Origin of the sequence: Streptomyces sp. NPDC058579 (assembly GCF_042718575.1) — a bacterium.
Classification (GTDB): Bacteria; Actinomycetota; Actinomycetes; order Streptomycetales; family Streptomycetaceae; genus Streptomyces.
In genome coordinates this window covers 1-19,717 of record NZ_JBHXPI010000033.1, presented here as the reverse complement: position 1 = coordinate 19,717, position 19,717 = coordinate 1, and the positions used below count along the sequence as shown (strand labels likewise).

At 71.2% G+C, this 19,717-nt stretch carries 19 protein-coding genes and 1 pseudogene; 10 read left to right on the top strand and 10 right to left on the bottom strand.

The features are described 5' to 3' along the window. Positions 1-88: 88 nt before the first annotated feature. Positions 89-790: a response regulator gene (locus ACFWRO_RS27890; RefSeq protein WP_384514429.1), complete on the bottom strand. Its 702-nt coding sequence runs from the start codon at positions 788-790 to the stop codon at positions 89-91. Next, entirely contained in the window at positions 787-2,151 is a 1,365-nt protein-coding gene (locus ACFWRO_RS27885) for a sensor histidine kinase (RefSeq protein ID WP_384514426.1), read from the bottom strand. Before ACFWRO_RS27885 ends, ACFWRO_RS27890 begins: the two co-directional genes overlap by 4 nt. 162 nt (positions 2,152-2,313) lie before the next feature. On the opposite strand from ACFWRO_RS27885, the gene ACFWRO_RS27880 reads away from it, so the two are divergent. The 3 genes from ACFWRO_RS27880 to ACFWRO_RS27870 all read left to right on the top strand — a co-directional run bounded on the left by ACFWRO_RS27880 (position 2,314) and on the right by ACFWRO_RS27870 (position 5,917). Beyond that, positions 2,314-3,021: an ABC transporter ATP-binding protein gene (locus ACFWRO_RS27880; RefSeq protein WP_384514423.1), complete on the top strand. Its 708-nt coding sequence runs from the start codon at positions 2,314-2,316 to the stop codon at positions 3,019-3,021. Beyond that, the gene (locus ACFWRO_RS27875; protein ID WP_384514420.1) at positions 3,018-5,366 is read left to right on the top strand and encodes an ABC transporter permease; all 2,349 of its coding nucleotides are present in this window, start codon (positions 3,018-3,020) and stop codon (positions 5,364-5,366) included. Before ACFWRO_RS27880 ends, ACFWRO_RS27875 begins: the two co-directional genes overlap by 4 nt. A gap of 131 nt (positions 5,367-5,497) precedes the next feature. Beyond that, the gene (locus tag ACFWRO_RS27870; protein ID WP_384514417.1) at positions 5,498-5,917 is read left to right on the top strand and encodes a RidA family protein; all 420 of its coding nucleotides are present in this window, start codon (positions 5,498-5,500) and stop codon (positions 5,915-5,917) included. A gap of 40 nt (positions 5,918-5,957) precedes the next feature. Here the strand turns inward: ACFWRO_RS27870 and ACFWRO_RS27865 are convergent, their stop codons facing one another. Continuing rightward, the gene (locus tag ACFWRO_RS27865; RefSeq protein WP_384514415.1) at positions 5,958-6,146 is read right to left on the bottom strand and encodes a hypothetical protein; all 189 of its coding nucleotides are present in this window, start codon (positions 6,144-6,146) and stop codon (positions 5,958-5,960) included. Positions 6,147-6,339: 193 nt separating this feature from the next. On the opposite strand from ACFWRO_RS27865, the gene ACFWRO_RS27860 reads away from it, so the two are divergent. The 3 genes and pseudogenes from ACFWRO_RS27860 to ACFWRO_RS27850 all read left to right on the top strand — a co-directional run. After that, positions 6,340-6,768, top strand: a complete 429-nt coding sequence (locus tag ACFWRO_RS27860) for a protein-tyrosine phosphatase family protein (protein ID WP_384514412.1) — start codon at positions 6,340-6,342, stop codon at positions 6,766-6,768. Positions 6,769-6,987: 219 nt separating this feature from the next. Continuing rightward, on the top strand, positions 6,988-7,392 hold the full coding sequence (locus tag ACFWRO_RS27855) for an FKBP-type peptidyl-prolyl cis-trans isomerase (RefSeq protein WP_384514409.1): 405 nt from the start codon (positions 6,988-6,990) through the stop codon (positions 7,390-7,392). Positions 7,393-7,489: 97 nt separating this feature from the next. Continuing rightward, positions 7,490-7,819 (top strand): annotated as a pseudogene (locus tag ACFWRO_RS27850) (SDR family oxidoreductase); the annotation flags it as partial. Positions 7,820-8,013: 194 nt separating this feature from the next. Here the strand turns inward: ACFWRO_RS27850 and ACFWRO_RS27845 are convergent. The 6 genes from ACFWRO_RS27845 to ACFWRO_RS27820 all read right to left on the bottom strand — a co-directional run bounded on the left by ACFWRO_RS27845 (position 8,014) and on the right by ACFWRO_RS27820 (position 16,759). Next, positions 8,014-9,375, bottom strand: coding sequence for a carotenoid oxygenase family protein (locus tag ACFWRO_RS27845; RefSeq protein ID WP_384514406.1), 1,362 nt, complete (start codon positions 9,373-9,375; stop codon positions 8,014-8,016). A gap of 91 nt (positions 9,376-9,466) precedes the next feature. Next, positions 9,467-9,907: an SRPBCC family protein gene (locus ACFWRO_RS27840; protein WP_384514403.1), complete on the bottom strand. Its 441-nt coding sequence runs from the start codon at positions 9,905-9,907 to the stop codon at positions 9,467-9,469. Between the two features lie 41 nt (positions 9,908-9,948). Then, positions 9,949-11,406 carry a DHA2 family efflux MFS transporter permease subunit gene (locus ACFWRO_RS27835; protein ID WP_384514400.1) on the bottom strand — a complete coding sequence of 486 codons (1,458 nt, stop codon included), beginning with the start codon at positions 11,404-11,406 and terminating at the stop codon, positions 9,949-9,951. 101 nt (positions 11,407-11,507) lie between these two features. Next, entirely contained in the window at positions 11,508-12,074 is a 567-nt protein-coding gene (locus ACFWRO_RS27830; RefSeq protein ID WP_384514397.1) for a TetR/AcrR family transcriptional regulator, read from the bottom strand. A gap of 31 nt (positions 12,075-12,105) precedes the next feature. Beyond that, on the bottom strand, positions 12,106-13,482 hold the full coding sequence (locus ACFWRO_RS27825; RefSeq protein WP_384514393.1) for a hypothetical protein: 1,377 nt from the start codon (positions 13,480-13,482) through the stop codon (positions 12,106-12,108). 166 nt (positions 13,483-13,648) lie between these two features. After that, the gene (locus ACFWRO_RS27820; protein ID WP_384514390.1) at positions 13,649-16,759 is read right to left on the bottom strand and encodes a BTAD domain-containing putative transcriptional regulator; all 3,111 of its coding nucleotides are present in this window, start codon (positions 16,757-16,759) and stop codon (positions 13,649-13,651) included. A gap of 200 nt (positions 16,760-16,959) precedes the next feature. Here ACFWRO_RS27820 and ACFWRO_RS27815 point away from each other — a divergent pair, with 200 nt between their 5' ends. The 4 genes from ACFWRO_RS27815 (at position 16,960) to ACFWRO_RS27800 (ending at position 19,117) form a co-directional block, all read left to right on the top strand. Further along, entirely contained in the window at positions 16,960-17,316 is a 357-nt protein-coding gene (locus ACFWRO_RS27815; RefSeq protein WP_384514388.1) for a hypothetical protein, read from the top strand. 45 nt (positions 17,317-17,361) lie between these two features. Further along, the gene (locus ACFWRO_RS27810) at positions 17,362-17,733 is read left to right on the top strand and encodes an SH3 domain-containing protein (RefSeq protein WP_384514385.1); all 372 of its coding nucleotides are present in this window, start codon (positions 17,362-17,364) and stop codon (positions 17,731-17,733) included. 40 nt (positions 17,734-17,773) lie between these two features. Continuing rightward, on the top strand, positions 17,774-18,115 hold the full coding sequence (locus ACFWRO_RS27805; protein WP_384514382.1) for a hypothetical protein: 342 nt from the start codon (positions 17,774-17,776) through the stop codon (positions 18,113-18,115). A 231-nt stretch (positions 18,116-18,346) separates the two neighbouring features. Further along, entirely contained in the window at positions 18,347-19,117 is a 771-nt protein-coding gene (locus ACFWRO_RS27800; RefSeq protein WP_384514577.1) for a lysophospholipid acyltransferase family protein, read from the top strand. Here ACFWRO_RS27800 and ACFWRO_RS27795 read toward each other — a convergent pair. Continuing rightward, positions 19,031-19,561 carry a MarR family winged helix-turn-helix transcriptional regulator gene (locus ACFWRO_RS27795; RefSeq protein WP_384514379.1) on the bottom strand — a complete coding sequence of 177 codons (531 nt, stop codon included), beginning with the start codon at positions 19,559-19,561 and terminating at the stop codon, positions 19,031-19,033. The two genes, ACFWRO_RS27800 and ACFWRO_RS27795, sit on opposite strands and share 87 nt — an antisense overlap. Positions 19,562-19,717 lie beyond the last annotated feature (156 nt).

Here is a 19,717-nt window from a genome sequence, read left to right as displayed (position 1 = left end):
GGCTGGGCTCGCGTTGTTGTTGCCGTTCGAGGTGCGGGCGGAGTAGGCCGCGTACGACTGGGATCGACCGTTGTATGACCGTACTGAACTACGTCTGCTCGGTGGGCTGCTGGGCGGCCTCGCGATCTCCGGCGCTGACCAGCCCTGTCTCGTAGGCGACGATGACGGCCTGGACACGGTCGCGGAGTCCGAGCTTGGCGAGGATGCGGGCGACGTGGGTCTTGACGGTCGCCTCGGCCAGGTGGAGGCGGGTGGCTAGTTCGGCGTTGCTCAGTCCTCGTGCGAGCAGGCCGAGGACCTCCAGTTCGCGCGGGGTGAGCGAGGCGAGGTCGCGGTGGAGGGCGGCGGTTTCGCTGCCGCGCTGGGCGAACCGCTGCACGAGGCGGCGGGTGATGGCCGGCGCCAGGAGAGCGTCGCCGGTACGGACCGTGCGGACGGCCGCGGCCAGGTACTCGGGGGTGACGTCCTTGAGGAGGAAGCCGCTGGCCCCGGCGGACAGTGCCGCGTAGACGTACCGGTCCAGGTCGAAGGTGGTCAGGATGATGACACGGGGTTCGCCGGGGGCTCCGGTGAGGATGCGGCGGGTGGCTTCCAGGCCGTCCGTCTCGGGCATCCGGATGTCCATCAGGACCACGTCGGGCCTGGTGCGGCGGACCGCTTCGACGGCTTCGGTTCCGTTGGTCGCCTCGGCGACGACGTCGATGCCGTCGGCGCTGAGGATCATCCGGAATCCGGTGCGGACCAGGGTCTGGTCGTCGGCGAGGAGTACACGCGGCGGATGCTCGGTCACGGTGCCTCCAAGGGGATCAGCGCCTCCACACGGTATCCGCCGGACAGGCGGCGGCCGGTGTTCAGGGTTCCTTCGTAGACGGCGAGGCGCTCGCGAAGTCCGATCAGGCCCCGGCCGTTTCCGGCGGCCGCGCCCGCGCCCGGGCGTCCACCGGTGTCGGTGACTTCCACCAGGAGCCGCTCCGGCCCGTATGCGACGGTCACGGCGGCGGTGGCGCCGGACGCGTGCTTCACGGCGTTGGTCAGGGCTTCCTGGACCACACGGTAGGCGGCGAGTTCGAGTCCTGGCGGGAGAGGACGGGGCGGACCGGCCACGGTCAGGTCGACGGGCAACCCGGCGTCCCGGACCCGTCCGACCAGCGCTTCCAGCTGGTCCAAGCCGGGTTGCGGGGCCAACTCCCCCGCCGTGTCGGCCAGGTCCGCACCTCCGTCGGCTCCCTCGCCCTCGTCAGCCATGGTGAGCAGGCCCATGACATGGCGCAGCTCGGTCATGGCCGCCCGCCCGCCCGCCTCGACGGCGAGCAGTGCCTCGCCGGCCTGCTCGGGGGAGGTCTTCATGATCTTGCGGGCGGCGCCCGCCTGGATGATCATCACGCTGACGTTGTGGGTGACGACGTCGTGCAGTTCGCGGGCGATCCTGGCCCGCTCGTGCTCCACGGCCCGACGCAGGGCCTCGGCCTGTTCGCGTTCCAGGGCGGACAGCCGGGTGCGGCCCTCGTCGGTCCGGAGCTTCCAGGTACGCAGGCCGACGGCGGCCACGGCCATCGGGGCCAGGATCAGCAGGGCGATGTACTCGTTGGGGACGATCGGTGTCACCGAGTTCCCCGAGGTGCCGACCAGGACGACCGACACCGGCAGCGCCGCCAGGGTCGCCACCCGGTACGGGCTGTACACGGCGGCGCTGTAGACGGCGATGACGAACGCGTAGAAGGTCAGCCGCATGACGCTGTGCGGAGTCGCCAGGGTCGCGGCCGTCACGATGCACAGCACGGCGAGCGGGTGGCGGCGACGCAGCGCCAGGGCACCCGAGGCGATGACCGCGAGGGTCACCATGAGGGCCAGGCCGCCGACACCGGACGGGCGCGGCATGACGTGCTCCACGCCGGGTGCGATCTCACGGACCACGACGTTGTCGACGTTGTCGATGCCGTAGTAGACAGTGGCGATTCCGAGTGCCAGTGCCATCAACGCGTCGAACTGCCAGGCGCGCCGGGTGGGCCGCAGCGGTGGACCGCTCGGAAGCCTGGCGTCGCTGACCGTCCGGCGGGCGGCTTCACGCAACCGCTCCAGCGTCGTACGTACGTCCGTCACCGGTTCATTGTCGCCGCCGCGCGCACCCGCGGAGTCCGTCCCGGTGGTCATTTCGTACCGCACCGCATACATCACCCGCCTACATCGGAGGGATGACGTTTCCGGGGCTCATCCCGGCGCGGTACGGCAAGGGGTTCGGGCGGGCGACGCGTGCGGGCCGGGCCCGCTCCTAGCGTTCACGCAGCCAACTGCCCGTACCGAAGGAGCCCTCCCATGACCACGCCCGTGATCGAACTGCGCGAGGTGAGCCGCCGATACGACGACGGCCCGCCCGCTCTGAACGAGGTGTCGCTGACCGTGCGGCCCGGCGAGGCCGTCGCGATCCTCGGCCCTTCCGGCAGCGGCAAGTCCACGCTGCTCCATCTGATCGCGGGACTTGACCGGCCCGACACGGGGACCGTCACCGTGGACGGGGTGCGGGTGGACCGGCTGGGCGAGGCCGGATCGGCGCTCTACCGGCGATCGAAGATCGGCATGGTCTTCCAGTTCTTCAACCTGCTCGACGATCTGACCGTCGCCGACAACGTCGTCCTGCCCGCGCGGCTTGCCGGTGTGGCACGTGGCGAGGCCGACCGTCGGGCGGCGGAACTCCTGGAGATCCTCGGCATCGACCGGCACGCCCGCGCCTACCCGGGACGGCTGTCCGGCGGCGAGCGGCAACGCGTCGCGGTGGCCCGCGCGTTGATGAACCGGCCGGCGCTGCTTCTGGCCGACGAACCGACCGGGGCCCTGGACACGGCTGCTGGAGAGGACGTCAGCAGGCTGCTCACCGAACTCCACGCCGAGGGCCAGACCATCGTCGTAGTCACCCACGACCTGGCTCTGGCCCGGTCCTGCACGAACCGTACGGTCCGGATCGCCGACGGCCGGATCACCGAGGACGCCCGATCGCGGGCCGTCTCCCCGGAGGCAGTCCGATGAGCGCGCTCGGCAAGGTGGTGCGCTCCGGGGTGGGACGACGCCGGGTGCAGACGCTGGTCATCGGGCTCGCCACGATGATGGCGGTGGCCGCCTCCGTCCTCGGCGGATCGCTGCTCGTGGTTTCCGGCGCTCCCTTCGACGACGCCTTCGCCAAGCAGCAAGGCGCGCATCTGTCCGTGCAGTTCGACGCGGGCGAGGTGAGTGCCGGGCAGTTGTCGAAGTCGAAGGACGCCGAAGGGGTGAGCAGCGCAGCGGGGCCGTTCCGTACGGCGACGGTCACTCCGCGGCCGGACTCGGCCAACCCCGGGTGGCCGATGACCGTGGTCGGGCGGGGCGATCCCGGCCGGGACGTGGACGAGGTGGCACTGCTCGACGGACGGTGGCCCACGCACTCGGGTGAGATCGTGCTGTCCGCCGACTCCTCGCTCATCCCGACCATGGGCATGAAGATCACCTTCCCAAGTCTGTCCGGCGGTCCGACCCTGACGGTGGTCGGTGTGGCCCGCTCGGTCACGCAGACCGCTGACGCCTGGGTGGTTCCGGCCCAGATGCCGGCGCTCACCACGACCGGCAGCGGCGGCTACCAGATGCTCTACCGCTTCACCGCCGCGGGTACCGCCGCGCAGATCACCGCGGGCGGCAGGGCCGTGACGGAATCTCTGCCGCCGGGAGCGGCGGTCGGCGAGCAGTCGTGGCTCACCGTCAAGAAGACCGCCGAGCGCGACACCGGCCTCTACGTCCCGTTCCTCACCGCGTTCGGGGCCCTCGGCCTGGTCATGTCGGTGCTCGTCGTCGGCAACGTCGTCGCGTCGGCTGTCGGCACGGGAACGCGCCGCATCGGCGTCCTCAAAGCCATCGGCTTCACCCCGGCCCAGGTCGTACGGGCCTACGTCGGCCAAGCGCTGATCCCGGCCGCGGTCGGCACGGCCCTAGGCATCCTCGCCGGCCACCTGCTCGCCGTCCCCGTACTGGCCGAGACCCAGGAGGTCTACGGCACCTCGTCCGTGGCCATCGCCCCTTGGGTCGACCTGGCGGTGATCGCCGGGGTTCTCGGCCTGGTGGCGGCGACCGCGTGGGCGAGTGCGTGGCGGGCCGGCCGACTGCGTACGGTCGACGCGCTCGCCGTCGGGCGCACCGCTTCGGCGGGGCGCGGCCGATGGGCGGCCCGCCTGGCCGGCCGGCTGCCGTTGCCACAGCCGGTCGCCCTGGGGCTGACCCGGCCGTTCGCACGGCCGGCCCGCGCGCTGGCCATGGGCACGGCGATCCTGTTCGGCGCCATCGCCGTGACGTTCACCGTGGGGATGAGCGCCTCGCTCGGCGAGGTGATGAAGGCCAAGGCCCACGCCGCCGCCGATGTCGTCGTGCCCCCGCCCTTGCCGGACTTCGGACCCCAGGCCCCTGGCCCCGACAAGCAGCCCAAGGGCGATCCCGCTGCGGTCGCCGCCTCCATCGAGGCCGCCGCCGGAACCGGCAAGTACTACAGCGCGGCGACGGTACGGGCGACCGTGTCCGGCCTGACCGGCACCGTCGACGTGATCGCGTTCACCGGCGACGCTTCCTGGGGTGGCTACACGATGGTTTCGGGCCGCTGGCTCGACAAGCCCGGCGAGGCCGTGGTCCCGACCCCCTTCCTGGCCGCCACCGGCACCCGCGTCGGCGACACCGTCACCCTGAACGGGCTGGCCGCGCCGGTCACGGTCCGGATCGTCGGCGAGGTCCTCGACCCCCGCAACGACGGCATGCAGGTCTTCACCGACGCCTCGACCCTCACGGCCGCACATCCCGAACTGACGGAGACGAGCCATCACATCGCGGTCACGTCAGGCACCGGCGTCCTCGACTACGTCGACGCGCTGAACAAGGACCTGGCACCGCTGGGGATCACCGCTCGGGCCGGCGGGCTCGACGCCGGCGGCGACATGGTCGTCACCCTCAACGCGCTGTCCATGATCCTCACACTGATGATCGTCGCCGTCGCCGCGCTCGGCGTGCTCAACGGCGTGCTGCTCGACACCCGCGAGCGCGTCCGGGAGCTCGGTGTCCACAAGGCGCTGGGCATGACCCCCCGGCAGACCATCGCGATGGTCGTCACCTCGGTCGTCGTGACCGGACTGGTCGCGGGCACTCTGGGCATGCCGCTCGGCGTAGCCCTGCACGGCTGGGTCATCCCCGCGATGGGCGACAGCGTCGGGCTCCGCCTCCCCGGTTCCGTCATCGCGGTCTACCACGGAGTCGAACTGCTCCCGCTCGCACTCGGCGGCCTGCTCATCGCCGTCCTGGGTGCGCTCCTGCCCGCCGGATGGGCCGCCAGGGCCCGAACCGCCACGGCCTTGCGCACCGAATAGGGAGGCAGGACAGTCGAGCACGAGTGACGGCGCTGCCCGTCGGGGCGGCGAAGAAAAGGGAAGGCGGGAACCACCGGGGCGTTGGCAGGATGTTCGAGTTCAACACCCGATGGGAAAGGACCCCGACGACCGTGGCTCGTGCCATCACTTTGATCCGCTCCGCGTCCCTGTCCGACGTCGCCGAGTACGCCTACGCGGCCACGGCGCCCGCCGAGGCACGCTTGATCTTCCTCGCAGGGGCGTGTCCGCTGAATGCTGACGGCTCCACGGCAGCAGTCGGGGACTACGCGGGCCAGGCAGTGAAAGCCGTCGAGAACATGCGGGCCGCTCTCGCTGCCTCGGGTGCGTCACTCCAGGACGTCATCAGTACAAGGGTTCTCGTCGCATCTGCCCGGCGGGAGGACCTGGTGGCCGCCTGGGAGGTGGTCCGGGACTCGTTCGCCGACCATGACGTCCCAAGCACCTTGATGGGCGTCACCGTGCTCGGCTACAAGGACCAACTCGTCGAGATCGAGGCCGTCGCAGCCGTGCTCGACTCCTCAGCCCACTGACACGCTGTGGCGGCCTGACCAGCAGCCTCTACCACGTGCTTCAGGGCTGTGGCCCGGCGTCGAGCCCCAGCCGTCGGGCGTCGCGCTCCGGGCGGATGGCCGCCAGCGCGAAGGCCCCGGCCGTGAGCATGACCGCGCCGGCGACGAGGAAGGCGGTGGTGCCGCCGAAGGCCAGCGCGATCAGCGCGAGCCGCGGACCCGACGCGTCGACGAACGGGAAGGCCGCCATCGCGCACCCCGCCACGCCACACGGCAGTGCTCTGCGCCGTCCAGACCCGCGAGCTGCACCGCTACCTGCGCCGGCGCAACACCAATGCCCGCCACCCCGACGTGCTCGCGGCGCAGCGAGAAAGGACTCCGCTGGGGCGGCCGACAGATGAAAGCCGTCTGACCGTCAACCGAACGGGGGCTACGCTCGCACCGTGACCGCTGCATGGGAACCCACGATGGCGGGCGTGCTGCGACTGCCCTCAGGCCGGCTCGTCCGTGGCCGGGGACTGAGCCGGCCACTCCCGCAGGGCCCGCACCCCACCTTCGCGCTCTACCTGCTGGGCCACCGGCCACCGCCGGTCGCCTGGGAAAGCCGTTGGCTCCGCTGGCCCGACTTCTGGCTGCCGTCCGACCGCGCCACAACCGCCGACGCACTGCGCGAGGCATGGGCACGCGCAGAGGCCGAACGCGTCGAGATCGCCTGCGCGGGTGGACACGGACGAACCGGCACCGCACTGGCATGCCTCGCCGTGCTCGACGGGGTATCCAACCGTGAGGCCGTCGCCTACGTCCGGGAGCACTACGCTCCGCGCGCCGTCGAGACACCCTGGCAACGCCGATTCGTCTCCCGCTTCCAGTAGCGGCATCGCTCATCAGCTATAAGCACCAGGCGCTTCACCAACCCGGTGAACCCTCTCGGTCACAGCACTAGCCTTGTGCAAGATCATCGCGTGTGGCCACTGGATTCGTTGTGCTCCAGGGATCGCCATTCTCGGTAGCGTGACCAATCTGCTGTACGGGGTGTCCATGTGTTGTGCTGGTCCGTGCGGGGGCTTTCGACGGAGAGTGATGAGGCTGCGATGAGTGAACTGACGAAACCCGAGGTCGACGTTCCGAAGGGTGATGCTCCTACCGAGCTGACCATCCGGGACCTGGTCGTCGGGGACGGGGCTGAGGTTAAGCCGGGCATGGTGGTCAAGGTCCACTACGTCGGGGTGACCTTCGAGTCCGGGAAGGAGTTCGATGCCTCCTGGGAACGGAGCCAGCCGTTCAAGTTCGCCCTGGGCGGCGGCAAGGTCATCAAGGGCTGGGACCGGGGAGTGAGGGGGATGAAGGTCGGCGGCCGGCGCGAGATCATCGTTCCCCCACGTCTTGGCTACGGCAATCAGTCGCCCTCGCCGTTGATCCCGGCGGGCTCGACCCTGGTCTTCGTGGTGGATCTGCTCGACTCGTACTCCAGCACGGCCGGGTGGAGCAACGCCTAGCGCCCTGGCAGCTCCTCCCCCGGACCGGCGAGGCGTAGCAGGAGGCCCCCCGGCGAGAGGTGGCCGAGAGCGCGAGCCATGAAGCGCCGGGGTGCTTGCCGACATCCTCGAAGCAGCCCGGGAGGCGGGTGTGGAGTACGTCGTGCTGGTGTCGTCGATCACCGTGCAGACCCACCCGCACCTCGGCCCCGCCGGCGAGAACCTGGCGGTGGAGCAACTGCTCAAGGCAAGTGGCATGGCCTGGACGATCCTGCGGCCGACGCAGTTCGCCTCGAACTCCCTGATGTGGGCGGCTTCCATCCGTGGCCGCGAGACCGTACGCGCGCCGTACGCCGATACCGCGCTGCCGACCATCCACCCTGCGGACATCGCCTCGGTGCCACGGGTGGCACTGACCGAGCCCGGCCACCGGGGACGTACGTATGCTTCGGAGAACGTCAACGCCTTCCGTTCAATCGCCATCGGCTCAGCACGTTGGTTGTCGCCGTCCTTGCGGATGATCACGGGCGCTGTCATGTCGATCTGGACATCGGTGGCGGGGCTGGTCCCGGGGGCTTTGCCGTCAGAGGGGTGCGGGGGGGGCGGCTCGCGTTCGTTCCCCGGGATCCGGGATTCGGTGTGTCAGTTGCCGGCGGCGTCCAGGGCGGTGTCGGGGATCCAGGAGCCGTGGATGCCGGCGGTGACGCGGCGGGGCAGGTGGACGGCGGCGATCTGGGCGAGGTCGGAGGCGTCCAGGACGAGGAGTTGGGAGGCGTCCTGCTTGAGGTCGGAGGTGACCGTGAGCAGGTAGCCGTCGTCCTCGCGGGTGGCGCCGGCGGCGGGGACGAAGACCGCTTCGCTGGGGAGCCGGGCGTCGCCGACCTGGTGGATGCTGCGGGCGCCTGTGGTGCGGTCGTACTTGACGACGCCGTAGCCGCCGAAGCCGTTCTGGTCGGGGAAGGAGACGGCGTACTGGTAGCTGTGTTCCGTGCCCAGGTAGTCGTCGTTGAGGGTGGGGAACTCGACGGCGAGGTCGTCGATGACTCGCTCGTCTACCATGCCGGCGGCCAGGTCGACGACCCAGCGTCGGGTGTAGGAGCGGGTGTTGGGTTCGGTGCCGTGTCCCGGGGCGCCGACCCACCAGTTCCAGGAGAGCTGGAAGCCCTCGCGGTCGACGGTGGGTCCCTCCAGGACTATGCGGCCCTGGTTGTCCTCGTAGGCGTTGGCGGCGTGCAGCATGTTGCCGGGCTCGATGGGGAACCAGCGGATGTGCCGGGCGCCTTCGGGGCCTCGGGGCATGACGCCGATGCGGGCGGGCTGGTCGTCGTTCCAGCCGTAAGGGATGCCTGAGTGTTCGTTCGGGTCGAAGGTGACCGTGCCTTCGATGAAGACGATGTACCGGCGGGTGAGGGCGAAGTCGTGCTTGAGGGAGGCGGTGGCCCCGGGTATCTCGGCGCTGTGGGTGATGTGGCCCTTGGCGTCGGCGACGTAGTACATCAGGTGGGGCGGGAACGGCGAGGAGCCGAAGAAGTGCAGCTCGCCCGTGACGGGGTCGGTCTTGGGGTGGGCGGTCATGGCGCCGCGGAGCTTGCCGTTGAAGTCGTGGACGCCGACGGATTCCAGGTCCCTATCGATTTCGAAGGGCAGGTTGGCCTCGCACAGGGCCAGCAGGCGTCCGGCGTGCTCGATGACGTGGGTGCCGGCGGTGCTGGCGGTCAGGTCGGGGCCGTGTTCGGTCATGTAGGGGGCGCCGTCCAGGGCGGGGGTGTGCACCCAGCGGTTGCGGTACCACTCGGCGCGGCCGTCGCGCAGGCGGATGCCGTGGACCATTCCGCTGCCCTTGAACCAGTGCGTGGGGGTGACGCCTGGCTTGGGGTTGTGGCTGTTGCGGATCAGCCGGCCGGTCAGCTCGGGCGGCAGGCTGCCCTCGACGGTGAGGTCGGCGGCGGAGATCTCGTCGACCGCGGGCTCGTAGTGACCGGTCAGGAACGGCTTGCGGGTCATGGCAGGGTCCTCACGTCTCTGTGTGCGGTGTGGTTGGTCCGATGTGGTTAGTGCGGTGCGGTCGGTGGTCGGTGGTTTAGGCGGGATCGCGTTACATGCTCTGCTCCGCCTGGGACTTCAGGGCGGCTAGCCAGCTCTGCAGGGACTGGTGCAGGGCCCGGCCGAGTTCCTCGGGCGCCGCGTCGACGGGGGCTCCGCTCCACGACTCCTCGGTGCGGACGGTGACCTGGTCGCCCGTCTGCGCGAAGGTCCACACGTGGATTCCGGTGATGCCGTTGGCGGGGCCGCCCCACACGATCCGCTCGCCCGGGATCAGTTCGCGGACCGTGGAGGTGATGTCCAGGCCGTGGGTCTTCCACGTGAAGGAGGCGCCGGGCGTGAGGGGGCCGTTGAGCGTGGCCTGGTCGATGTCCGTGTTCCAGTTCGCCCAGGTGTCGATGCCGGTGTGCAGTGCCCACACGGTTTCCAGCGGGGCGTCGATCACGGTGGACAGGCGGGCGACGACGGGTGCGGTCTCGTCGATGGTGAACATGGTGGGTCTTCCTCTCGTGGTGATGGGTCGTGCGGTCGGGGTCAGGACGTCCGGGTGAACGACGCGGCCTGCTTCGGGTGGGCCGATTCGGCTGTCGGTCCGCGGGGGCGGCCGCGGCGGGCTAGGACCGGGGTGAGGAGGGCGGTGGCCGTGATGACCGCGGCCGCGATGGCGAACGCGGTGCGGTAGCCGCTGGTGAGGGCGTCCAGGTGCGGCCCGGGGGCCGCGGCGGTGACGGAGGCGGCGAGCGTGGTCAGTACGGCGAGGCCGATCGCTCCGCCGACCTGGCGGGTGGTGTTCACCAGCCCGCCGGCCAGGCCCGTGTCCGTCTGCGGGACTCCTTCGACGGAGAGTGCGGTGAGTTGGACGAAGGCGATGCTCAGGCCGAGGCCGATCAGAACACTCGGGCCGAGTACGTCCGTGAGGTAGCTGCCGTGGGCGCTGATCCGCGACAGCCACAGCATGCCGCCGGCCTCCGCGAGCAGGGCGGCCGTCACCGTCGCCGTGGCTCCGATACGGCGGGAGATCCGCGGTGCGAGCGTGGAGCCGAGCATGTTGGCACCGGCGAGCGGCAGTTGGCCCAGACCGGTCACCAGCGGGCTGGAGCCGAGCACCTGCTGCTGGTAGAGCGGCAGAAAGAAGAACAGGGCGATCCACACCGACCCGAACAACGCCATGAGCACGTTTCCGGCCGCGACCCGGCCCGTGCGGAACAGGCGAGGCGGCAGGAGCGGATTCGGGTGCCGCCGCTCGACCAGGACGAAGACCACCAGGAGTACGGCCGCGAGAGCGAAGGCCCCGAGTACCTGTGTGTCCGTCCATCCGGTGCGGCGTGCGCTCGTCAGGCCCCACACGAGGGCGGTCAGCGCGAGCGACACCGTCGCGGTGCCGAGCAGGTCGAAGCGCCCTCGCTCGGTGCCGGGCGCCCGGGGCACGTAAGCCGCTGTGGCGATCAGGACGAGGAACGTTCCGATGGCGACGGCGTGGAAGATCCAGCGCCAGCCCCATGCCTGGGTGAGGACACCGCCCAGGAGGACTCCGGCCGCGCCACCGGCTCCGGAGACCGCACCCCACACCCCCAGAGCTCTGCCCCGCCCAGGCCCGGGCGGGAACACATCCATCACCAGCGCCAACGCGGCCGGCGCGATCGCGGCGGCGCCGACGCCCTGCGCGGCACGAGCGGTGATCAGAGCCGTGGACGTGGTCGACAGGCCGGCCGCCAGGGAGGCTGCCCCGAAGAGCCCTAAGCCGGCGAGCAGGATCCGGCGACGGCCCAGCAGGTCCGCCGCGCGGCCTCCGGCCAGCAGCAGCGCCCCGAAGGCGAGACCGTAGGCATTGACGACCCAGGTCGTTCCGCTCTCCGTCAGACCGACGCCGGACCGGATCTGGGGCAGGGCCACGTTCACGATCGACGTGGCGAGCATGACGGTGAACTGGGCCCCGGCCAGGACCGCGAGCGCGGCCCCGGGGCGGGCGGTGGTTCCGGATTGCTTCCGCACGACAGGCTCCATTGTGTGGTTAACCACTCACAAGCAAGGCCGAAGAAGAGGCGGGGCGATCGAGCCCCGCCGACAGCACCCACCACCCGATCGAGTCGGGGTCAGTAGTGTCTGATCCCCGCCGACAGGGTCCGGCTCCAGGGGGCATCCACCTGGTCCGCACCCGTCGAGGCGATCAGGTGACACAGCATGCCGCGGGCGAAGAACTCCTGGACCTGCTCATCGCTACCGCCCGATGCTCCGCGCACGTACTCCACCATGCGGGCGTACCCCTGGCGAACCACCTCACGAACGGCCGGCTCCGAGGCCGCGGCCGCCTGCGCCTGGAGCTGGATCAGCATCAGGTCGTTGTCGCTGATCAGCCTGGCGTAGGACTCCCCCATGGCCGACAGCACCGCTTCCGCGTCGCTCCCGCGGGCGTCCGCCGCCGCCAGCTCCAGACTGGCCCGCACCTGCACGAAGCAGTGCTCGACCACGGCGACGAACAGCGACTCCTTGCTCGGGAACAGCCGATAGACGTACGCCTGCGAGATGCCGGCCGCCTTGGCGACCTCGGTCGTGGTGGTGCCGAAGTAGCCGCGTGCGGCGAAGGCACCGATGGCGGTGCGCAGCACGGTCGCGCGGCGCTCCTCGGCGGTGGACAACTGGCGGGGCCGTTCTGACTTCATGTGAGTACTTAACCACTCACACTTTCGTCGGTCAAGCGGGCACCGTGTCGTGCCAGCAGACCTTCTGCTCTGCGCTGCCTCGGTACAGGAACAGGGTGAGGTACGACTGTGCGGCAAGCACGCCGATGCGCTGTTCTGCTCCGTGGTACGAGTTCTCGCCGGGATTCGCGTAGGTGCGGCCGTCGGTGAAGCGGGCCTGCATGTCGAGCTGCTCCTGGTTGTGCAGTGCCTCCCAGGTCGCCGCGTTCGGTGAGATGCCCGCGTCCTGACCGGTCAGGGAGACCAGCAGGTCGAAGGTGCCGAAGTAGAGCGGGAATCGGGTGCCCCAGTCGTTGCCCTCCGGGTAGTGGATGTCGGCCGATCCGGGCGTGTAGATGGTCCGGCCGCCGAAGTCCTTGTCCACCAGGGCGCTGTAGATACGGGAGATGTTGTGCAGGCCCGCACGGGGCGCGCACGTGCCGGCCAGCGCCCAGATGGCGCCCTGGTAGATGCTCTGGTCGAGCGCGACCATGTAGAGCGGGTGCAGGAAGCCGTGGTTCTCCAGCGTGCCGTCGTCGTCGATGTTCGTGCCCCTCAGCCATTCCGAAGGGTTGATGCCGTTGACCGGAGTCGTGCTGGCGAGGTCGGCGGGGCCGGCTGTGGCGGCGAGCAGTAGTTCGTGGTTCCGCTCGATCCAGCGAGGCGCGCTCGGATGGGTGGGCATCATCGCGGCCGACAGGCCCAGCACGGCGGCGCTCCAGCTGTTCTCCTCGGCCTTGGTGTCGCCGGGGGTGACGACGGATCCATCCCGTCGCGTCATGAAGAGTTGGATACCACTGGTGCCGACCAGGTGGAGGTCATCGCCTGTGCAGAGGCGGTCGGCCTCGAAGGCCAGCATCCTCACGGCCTTCTCCCGGTCCGCTGTCGGGAGCTGGTCCCACATCAGCCACGCGGCGGTGCCGGCGTAGTAGGCCCACAGCGCTGTCTGCCAGCCGCCGCCCCAGGCGGTGGCCGTGTCGCTGTCGTTCGCTCTGTGGCGTGCGGCGATCGTGCGGATCAGGTTCGATCCGCGGATCGTCGCCTTGTCCTCCGGCAGGGTGACGGGGTCGTAGACACCGAGCTTGAGCGCCGTGGCTGTCGACAGGGCGGTCATCGCGGGCAGGCGGACGGAACGCTCGTCGGCGCCGCCGAGGTGCAGATACCCGTCGGGCGCGTACGTCTTGTACGTGTTCGCGTACCACGGGCCGATCAGGTACCGGCTGCTGTTCCGCAGGATCTGCTTCATCCGCCCACCCGCCGGGTCCGTGGCGGAGTACGAGCCCAGCCGGGTCCAGTCGATCGGCTCGACGTACGTGGCGGGTGCGGCGGCCTTGTTGTCCTGTCCGGCTGCCGGGGTGGTGGCGGGGTGGACCGCGGCCGGCGGAGCCACGGTCGATGCGACCGCCCTGCGAGCGGTACGACCAGGGCGACGCTCAGCGGACATGAAAGGCCTTTCTGTCAACGGAACATTGGACCGACAGAAGCTTGGGCGACCTTGGTCGGCCCGTCAAGGACCACCTGACCACCCACCCCCGGCGGCCGTGGCCGGGCCGCGTTCACGCTCGTACCGCCCTGGCCTCCTCGCGAGCCCGGAGCGCGGCGGTGTGGTCGCCTGACAGGCTTTGTGCCTTTGCCAGGGTGTCCAGGGCGGTGGCGAGCCAGTTGGTTGAGCCGATGGCCCGCCACAGCCTGATGGCGGCTTCGGCTCGTCGGCGGGCGTGCTTCGGGCGGCCGACTGCGAGGTGGGCCTCGGCGAGGGCGTACAGGGTCGCGGCCTCGCCCCAGAGGTTGCCGAACTCGCGGTAGGTCCACAGGCTCTTGGCGAGCAGCCGGCGGCCCTCGCCGTGTTCGCCGAGCCGGGTGAGGACGTCGCCGAGCCAGCAGGTGGCGTGGGTCGCGGTGAGGCGGTCGCCGAGTTCCTCGCTGATCGCGGCCGCCTTCCGGTAGGCGTCGGCGGCGTCCCGATAGGCGCCGCGCGCCCGGTGGCTCTGGCCCAGGCAGCGCAAGGCCTGAGCCTCCCCCGGCAGGTAGCCGGCGCGCCGGCTGACCAGCAAGCACTCCGTGAACCGGGCTACGGCGGCGTCCACCCGCCCCTGCTCCAGGTCGATCACGCCGAGGCCGTTGGTCGCGTACACCAGGCAGTTGACGTTCCCCGCCGATTCGGCCAGCCGGACGGCCGCTTCGAAGTGGTGGACGGCGGAGGCGTACTCGCCGAGCAACCGGTGCACGTACGCAAGGCCGGCCGTCGCGCCGGCGCGATAGGCCGGTGCCTGCCCCTCGGCGAGCAGCAGGGCCTGCTCGAAGTGGTGCAGGGCTTCCGGGTACCGGTCCAGGATGGTGGTGAGCTCGCCGAGGCACCGGTGGAGTTTCGAGGCGCTGTGGTCGTCGCCGTTGCTCTCCGAGACCTTTAGCGCCCGGCTCTGGAGCCGTCCCCAGTCGTCGAAGTGGCTGCCGACCTGGAAGAACGCCGTGAGGGCGGTGGCGAGCCCGGCGGCGGGTGCGGTTTCACCGCGGTCCAGGGCCTGTTCCACGACCCCGACGAGAAACTGACGTTCGTCGTCGAACCAGGCCAGCGGGTCGGCGAGCAGAGGATCGGCGTCGACGTCGGAGAGCCGCCAGGAGACCAGGTCCTTCTGCGGAATGCCCTGGAAGTCGACGCTGAGGGTGTCCGCCGCGCGGTCGGTGAGGTGCAGACTCGCCCCGAGCAGCCGACCGCACGCGGCCGTGCGGTCGAGGGGCGGGAGACCTCGTTCGGCCTGCTCCCTGGCGAACAGGCGTATCAGGTCGTGGAGTTGGTACCGGATTCCGGTCGCGCCGACCGTTCCGGTCTGGACGAGGTGCACCTCGACCAGGTCGTCGAGAACGGCCTCCGCCTCGTCCAGGTGGATGTCGAGGAGTGCGGCGAGCGCCCAGGCGGCGAAGGCCGGTCCGGGGAGCAGTGCCAAGGTCCGCAGCGCACGTTGGGCCGCCGCGGACATCCCCTGGTACGTGAGTCCGAGACTGGCCCGTACGGCGATGTGGCCGACGGCCAGCTCGTCCAGCTTGCGCTGCTCGTCGGCGAGGGCTCGCGCCACCTTGCTCAGGGGCCAGTGGGGTCGCGCGGCCAGCCGGGCTCCGGCCACCCACACGGCAAGGGGCAGCCCGCCGCAGGTCTCGACGATGGAGCGGGCCGCGTCGGGTTCCGCGTCGGTCCGCCCGGGTCCCAGCATCTCGCGCAGCAGGGCGAGTGCCGTCGTGGAGCTCAGTACGCCGAGGGTGATGCGGCGGCCGCTCATCTCAGCCAGCGTCGTCCGGCTGGTGATGAGGGCGGCGCACTGCCCGCCGCTCGGCATGAGGTCCCGCAGCTGTTGCGCGTCGGCCGCGTTGTCCAGGACGACGAGTACGCGGCGCTGGGCCAGCAGGGTCCGGTAGAGGTGGACGCGGTCGGCGAGTTCGCCGGGAACGCTCCCGCCACTCGTGCCGAGGGCGCGCAGGAAGGTGCCGAGGACCGTGTACGGCTCGGCCGGCTCGTCGCCGAAGCCCCGTAGATCGGCGTGGAGTTGACCGTCGGGAAAGCGCGACGCGAGTCCGTGTGCCGTGCGGACGGCGAAGGCCGTCTTGCCGACTCCGGCGGGTCCGGTGACGAGCAGCGTCGCCGGACCTGCCGTGTCAGCGTCGAACGCCCGGTGCGCATCGGTCAGTTCATGCTCCCGCCCGACGAAGAGCGCCAGGTCCGGGGGCAGGAGACGGGGGACGAGCTGCCGTCCCGTGGCGTGGGGCGGGGAGACCACTGCCTCGTCCGCCGCGGCGCCGGCCGGCTGCGCGGTCGCGAAGGGCGGGGCCGTGAGGGGTGGAGCGGTGAGTGGTGCGGCGGGGCGGGCCAGTGCCAGTTCGGGGTCCGCCGCGAGGATTCGCGCGTGCAGCCGTCGCAGCTCGGCGCCCGGGTCGATCCCCAGCTCTTCGGCGAGTCGCCGGCGGGCGCGTTCGTAGCCGTCCAGTGCCTCCGCCTGCCGTCCGCATCGATACAGGGCGAGCATCAGCTGCCCGACGACACGCGCGTCGAGGGGGTGCGCGGTCGCGCGGTCGAGCAGCTCGCTCACCAGGCGACTGTGCTGGGCGAGGCGTAATCGGACGTCGACCAGCTCGAGTTGGGCGGTCAGCCGTTCACCGTCGAGGCGGTCGCGCTGCGCGTTGAACCAGGGGGTGTCGACGCCGGCGAACGCGCTGCCCCGCCACAGGCCAAGGGCTTCGCGCCACACCGCCTCGGCCTGTTCGTCGGTGCCCGCCTGCCGGGCCAGGCCGGACAGCTCCCGGAAGCGGTGGACGTCCACCGACGCGGGCTCGACGGCCAGCCGGTAGCCGCCGCCCCTCTCCCGGGTGAGGGGCGTGGCCCCGGCGGCGGGGCCGCCGCCCGGGTCGCCCGGGCCGCCGGGGTCGCCCGCCAGCACGTGTCGCAGGCGGGAGACGTATCCGTACAGTTTCGTTCGGCCGTGGGGCCCGTCGGCCTCTCCCCAGACCCGGTCGACGAGCGCGTCGGACGACACCACCCGGTCCGCGTCGACCAGGAGCGCCGCGAGGACGCGCCGCTGCATCGCGTGCCCCGCGTCGACGGGGACGCCGTTCCGCCGTACCTCGATCGGCCCGAGGACCCCGAAGCACGTGGCCATCAACTCCCCCTCGTGTTCCACCGATTGCCCCCTTGCGGCCACTCTGGGGGCCGCCGATCGGCGGGCCAAGGCGGATTCCAGCATTTCCGAAGGTTTACCGACGGCCTCCCTCGCACCCTGGGATCAGGGCGGCCCTCGGGACAAGGGGTGACCGCCCGGAACGAGGGCGACCTCGACAGTCAGCACAGCACTCCAGCGATCTCAACCAGGTTGGTGATTCGATGCGAAGAGCTTCCAGGTTCGCCGTGGCCGCGATCGGGGCCGCCGCGACCGTCCTCTGGTCCTCGACCTCGGCGCACGCCGACGCCGTCGTGAGCAATGGCTACGCGACGGGCGGATTCATCGGCTACGGCGACAAGATCTGGGTCGAGCACTACGAGGGCCGCACCAGTTCGGTCGAGTGGTACACGGACTACGGCCGGTCGGGTTCCTGCAGCGTGACCGTGCCGGCGGTGAGCAAGACCTGCAATTACGACATGCGTGAGGAAGGCACGATCACGCTCTGGATCTGCACGACGGGGCCGGGGATCGGCTCCGACGAGTGCAGCGTCGCGGTGACCGACCGCATCAACAGCTGACCCGCACCCGGGAGATCCGGGCACCTCCACCAGAAGGGAAACCTCGTGAAGAAGCGTCTCGCGGGCGCGGCTCTGGCCGCCGCCCTGCTCGCCGCACCACTGGCCGTCGCGGCCCCCACGACGGCCGGCGCCGCGCCCGCCGCCTGTACGTCGCCGAGCTGGGGCCCGTACGACCCCGGCTACTCGTTCACGGTCGGCGGCAAGACCTCGCCACTGCGCCCGGGTCCGAACGCGGACTGCGGCACTCGCCTGACCGTGCCCGCCAACACCGAGTTCAGCATCGACTGCCAGTACGAGAACAGCGCGGGGAACCTCTGGTACCACGGCGATGTGTACGTCTCCGGCCGTACCGTCGCGGGCTGGATGTACTCCGGCAACCTCGGCGGCGTGTACGAGTCCAACTACGCGTGGTGCTGACCCAGTTCACGCTTCTCGACAGGACGGAGTGAAACCGCACATGCGTAAGACCTTCATCGCCACCCTCGCCACCGCCGCCGCCGTCGTCGTGCTCGGCTCCGCGGCCGTCCCCGCCCAGGCCGCCTCCGCGGGCGGCACCCCCGGCGGCACCCTGGAGGCAACCGCCGGCGGAACGGCGCCCGCCTGCATCGAGCGCACCGTGAACTACACCGAGCAGGGCTTCTGGGTGTTCCTCGAGAACACCTGCGGCAGGACCATGCGCGTACAGGCCATCGCGACCGGCAACCCCAGCAGCTCGTGCATGACCATGGGCTCGGGCGACACCACTGCCTGGTACTCCTACGGGACCGGCGGCAGGTACGTGCGCACCGTGGTGTGCTGACAGCACCCTCGGTACGCACCCGGGCCCCGGGACACGGGGCTCGGGGCCCGGGGCCCGGGTCGGGGGGAAGGAGGCGGGTGCGCACCGGGATTCCGGTGCGTGTCCGTCGGCGTACCCGAGGCCCTTGAGTACGGCGTGGGGCGGGACCTGGGTACGGAGGCTCAGGCCGCCGCGCGGGCCGCCGGGGAGCATGGCGGCAGACGCAGCCCTCCGACCTCGGGGAGAGAACCCGTGCTCAGCCGCCTCGCCAGAACCCTGGTGCCCGCCGTGGGCCGACTCACCGTGACCACCGATCCCCAGGCGGAGTTCGCCCCCGGCAGCATCGTCGTCGCGAACCACACCTCGCTCGCCGACCCGGCGATCGTCCTCGCCGCGCTGCACCGCCTCGGCATCGAGCCGGTCGTCGCCGCCACGGCCGGCCTGTGGCGCGTCCCCTGGCTGGGCCGGGCGCTCGCCCGCGAGGGACACATCCCGGTGTACCGCAAGAGCGCCCGCGCCGCCGACGCTCTCGACCTCGCCGCCGAGGCCCTGTGCGCCGGGCGACTCGTCCTCATCTACGGCGAGGGCGGCCTCCCCACGCGCAGGGACGCCGGCGAAGAGCCGCCGGAAGCCTTCCGCAGCGGCATCGCCCGGCTGTCGCTCCGTACCGGTGCGCCCGTCGTACCGGTCGGCCAGGCAGGCGCGCGCCGGGTGGTCTCGGGCGGTACGGCCAAACAGCTCGCCGGCCTCGCCACCGCGCCCCTGCGGCGGCCGGGGCTGCGGGTTCACGTCGGGACTCCGATCGTCCTGACCGGCGAGGCGGCGGCCCGCACGGAGCAGGCCCACACCGCGGTGACCACCGCGTGGCGCACCGCCGCTTCGGGGGCGGCACGGTCAGGGCGGACCGCCACGTCGGCAGGGGTGAGCGCCCCGGCGTCACTCGGCTCGGGGCTCGTCCGAGGCCAGGATGGACGTCTCCAGCTTGCCCAGGAGGCGGGCGATCTGGCGGCACTCGGCCGGTGACAGGCCCGCGAGCATCCGGCGCTCGTTGTCGAGGTGCTCGGCGAAGACGGAGTCCACCGTCGCCAGGCCCTTGTCGGTGAGACGGGAGTAGACGATTCTGCGGTCGTCGGCATCGCGTTCGCGGACGATCAGGCCGTCCTTCTCCAGGCGGTCGATCCGCAGGGTCACACCGGCCGAGGAGACGAGGCCGGAGTCGGCGAGCTGGCCCGCGGTGAGCCGGTAGGGCTCGCCCGCCCGTCGCAGGGCGGTCAGCACGTCGAAGCCGGCCACGGACAGGCCGTGCCGCTCGATGGAGGTGGTGAGCCGGGTGCTGTAGCGCAGGAAGGAGCGGTGGAGCCGGGCCAGTACCTCGAGCGGGCTCGTGTCCAGGTCCGGGCGTTCGCGCGCCCAGTCCTCGATCACCTTCGCCACGGCGTCCTGGTCCGCCGACTTCGATGCAGCCATCCCCAACCCCTCAACCCCTCGTGCGGGTTCTCACGGTGCTGAGAATCTTACCCCTGAGGGGTTGCAGAAGGGGGTGGCGGGGGGGGGGGGGGGGTGAACCCCCCGCCACCCCCCCCGCGCGCCGGGCGCCCCCCCGGCCCCCCGCCCCGCCGCCCC